The sequence below is a fragment of the Pseudomonas sp. Sample_24 genome, from assembly GCF_004307605.1.
Classification (GTDB): domain Bacteria; phylum Pseudomonadota; class Gammaproteobacteria; order Pseudomonadales; family Pseudomonadaceae; genus Aquipseudomonas.
In genome coordinates this window covers 1-2,905 of sequence record NZ_RCNW01000405.1, presented here as the reverse complement: position 1 = coordinate 2,905, position 2,905 = coordinate 1, and the positions used below count along the sequence as shown (strand labels likewise).

The window sequence follows — 2,905 nt, the reverse complement described above, 5'->3', positions numbered from 1 at the left end:
TGCCGTTCAAGATCATGCTGTTCGTTCTGGTCGATGGCTGGGCGCTGATCATCGGCACCTTGGCCAGCAGCTTCGGCGGTGTTTCGCCATGACGCCCGAAGTTGCGGTCGACATCTTCCGTGAGGCGTTGTGGCTGACCACGTTGATGGTCGCGGTGCTGGTGATCCCGAGCCTGCTGGTGGGCCTTGTCGTGGCAATGTTCCAGGCGGCTACCCAGATCAACGAACAAACCTTGAGCTTCCTGCCGCGCCTGCTGGTGATGCTGGTGACGCTGATCGTCGCCGGCCCATGGCTGGTGCAGACGTTCATGGAGTACATCCTGCAGTTGTACGGCAGCATTCCGCAGGTCATCGGCTAAGCCATGTCGTCGCTACTGCAACTGACGGACACCCAGATCAGCACCTGGGTGGCGACGTTCATGTTGCCCTTGTTTCGTGTCGGCGCCTTGCTGATGGTCATGCCGGTATTCGGTACGTCTCTGGTTCCCAAACGCATCCGCCTGTATTTCGCCCTCGCCATCACCGTGGTCATTGCCCCCAACCTGCCGCCGATGCCGCCGGTCAATGCGCTGGACTTGAGCGGGTTGCTGCTGATTGCCGAACAGATCCTCATAGGCGCGGTACTGGGATTTTCGCTGCAGTTGTTTTTCCAGGCGTTTGTGATTGCCGGGCAAATCGTCTCCATTCAAATGGGCATGGGTTTCGCTTCGATGGTCGACCCTACCAACGGTGTCTCGGTCGCGGTCATCGGGCAGTTCTTCACCATGCTGGTGACCCTTATTTTCCTGTCGATGAATGGCCATCTGGTGGTGTTCGAAGTCCTCACCGAGAGCTTCACCACGTTGCCGGTGGGCAGTGGCCTGACGGTCAATCATTACTGGGAGCTGGCTGGCAAGCTCGGCTGGGTGCTGGGTGCGGCGCTGTTGCTGGTGCTGCCGGCGATCACTGCGCTGCTGGTGGTCAACATTGCCTTCGGCGTGATGACCCGAGCGGCACCGCAACTGAACATTTTCTCCATCGGCTTCCCGCTGACCCTGGTGCTCGGGCTGTTTATCGTCTGGGTCGGGTTGGCGGACATCATCAATCAGTATCAACCGCTGGCCACCGAGGCCCTGCAGTTTTTACGCGAACTGGCACAGGCGCGCTGAGTCATGGCTGAGAGCGAAAGCGGTCAGGACAAAACAGAAGACCCCACGGAGAAAAAGAAAAAGGACGCCCGGGAGAAGGGCGAGATTGCCCGTTCCAAGGAACTTAACACCCTGGCGATCATGCTTGCCGGTGCGGGCGCTTTGCTGATATTCGGTGGTGCGTTGGCCGAGGAAATGATGGATCTGATGCGCCTGAACTTTTCCCTGTCGCGGGAGGTGGTGCTGGATCAGCGCTCGATGGGCACCTACCTGCTGCACTCGGGGCAGATCGCCTTGCTGGCGATTCAGCCAGTGATGATCACTTTGCTGCTGGCTGCTTTGATCGGCCCGATTTCCCTGGGCGGCTGGCTGTTTTCCGCGGGCACCATGGCGCCCAAGTTCAGCCGCATGAACCCTGGCGCGGGCCTCAAGCGCATGTTCTCGGCCAAGGCCATTGCCGAATTGCTCAAAGCCCTGGCGAAGTTTTTCATCGTGCTGTTCGTGGCGCTGGTGGTGTTGTCGGCGGACATCGACGACTTGCTGCGCATCGCTCATGAACCGTTGGACCGGGCGATCATCCACAGCTTGCAAGTGGTCGGCTGGAGTACGTTGTGGATGGCGTGCGGCTTGATCATCATCGCCGCCGTGGACGTACCGATCCAGCTCTGGGAAAGCATCAAGAAGCTGAAAATGACCAAGCAGGAAGTGCGCGACGAGCACAAGGACCAGGAAGGTCGGCCCGAGGTGAAACAGCGCATTCGCCAGCTCCAGCGCGAAATGTCTCAGCGGCGAATGATGGCGGCGATCCCTGACGCCGATGTGGTCATCACCAACCCGACCCACTACGCCGTCGCCCTCAAGTACGACCCGGACAAGAGCGGCGCGCCGATGCTGATCGCCAAGGGCAGCGACTTCCTGGCCCTGAAAATTAGAGAGATCGCGGCGGCCAACGAGATTCTGTTGCTGGAATCGCCGGCGCTGGCGCGATCGATTTATTACTCCACCGAACTGGAGCAGGAAATCCCTGGTGGGCTCTACCTCGCCGTCGCCCAGGTTCTGGCCTACGTCTATCAGATCCGCCAGTACCGCGCAGGCAAGGGCAAACGCCCGGATCCGCTCAAGGATGATTTGCCGATTCCACCGGATTTGCGCCGCGATTCCTGATGTGTGTTGGCAATGCCGGCCTCTTCGCGGGCAAGCCTCGCTCCTACAAAATATCGATCCACCCGTAGGAGCGAGGCTTGCCCGCGAAAGCGCCCGTTCATGCGATACAAATCCCTCCGATAAAACCCTGTATTTCAACCCCCCGCAAAAGTTGGAAGGCTTCTTGCAATAGCCGCCCCGAGCCTGCTTCAGGCGTCAAAAGTTTGCTTCAAAGGAACGGGGAATACCGGTGGATCGCTCTCAGTTAATCAACAGTGCCCGCACGAACATGGCAGACCTCAGTCGAGGCAATCTGGGCGTGCCGCTGTTGCTGCTGGTCATGTTGGCAATGATGATGTTGCCGATTCCGCCGTTTCTGCTGGACGTGTTCTTCACCTTCAACATTGCCTTGTCCATCGTCGTGCTGCTGGTTTGCGTCTACGCCCTGCGGCCGCTGGATTTTGCCGTGTTCCCGACCATTCTGCTGGTGGCGACGCTGTTGCGGCTGGCGTTGAACGTGGCGTCGACGCGGGTGGTGATGCTCCACGGTCAGGACGGCCACGCTGCCGCCGGTAAGGTGATCCAGGCCTTCGGTGAGGTGGTGATCGGCGGTAACTACGTGGTCGGTATCGTGGT

General features: G+C 59.5%; 4 protein-coding genes and 1 pseudogene. All 5 read left to right on the top strand.

The genetic code is table 11. From position 1 onward, the window contains the following. A pseudogene (locus D8V06_RS23530) lies at positions 1 to 92 on the top strand (flagellar biosynthetic protein FliP); the annotation flags it as partial. Beyond that, complete coding sequence (fliQ, locus tag D8V06_RS23525) at positions 89 to 358, top strand: flagellar biosynthesis protein FliQ (protein ID WP_020796969.1); 270 nt, start codon at positions 89 to 91, stop codon at positions 356 to 358. The pseudogene D8V06_RS23530 and the gene fliQ, both read left to right, overlap by 4 nt. A gap of 3 nt (positions 359 to 361) precedes the next feature. After that, the gene (gene fliR / locus D8V06_RS23520) at positions 362 to 1,147 is read left to right on the top strand and encodes a flagellar biosynthetic protein FliR (RefSeq protein ID WP_056853011.1); all 786 of its coding nucleotides are present in this window, start codon (positions 362 to 364) and stop codon (positions 1,145 to 1,147) included. Positions 1,148 to 1,150: 3 nt separating this feature from the next. Next, entirely contained in the window at positions 1,151 to 2,290 is a 1,140-nt protein-coding gene (gene flhB, locus D8V06_RS23515; RefSeq protein WP_056853010.1) for a flagellar biosynthesis protein FlhB, read from the top strand. Positions 2,291 to 2,519: 229 nt separating this feature from the next. After that, positions 2,520 to 2,905, top strand: a 386-nt coding sequence (locus D8V06_RS23510; RefSeq protein ID WP_177434482.1) for an FHIPEP family type III secretion protein, incomplete at its 3' end; no start/stop codon positions are given.

Excerpts from the sequence above, each read along its gene's own strand:
- fliQ (WP_020796969.1), top strand. The coding sequence starts at position 89 with ATGACGCCCGAAGTTGCGGTCGACATCTTCCGTGAGGCGTTGTGGCTG.
- fliR (WP_056853011.1), top strand. The coding sequence starts at position 362 with ATGTCGTCGCTACTGCAACTGACGGACACCCAGATCAGCACCTGGGTG.
- flhB (WP_056853010.1), top strand. The coding sequence starts at position 1,151 with ATGGCTGAGAGCGAAAGCGGTCAGGACAAAACAGAAGACCCCACGGAG.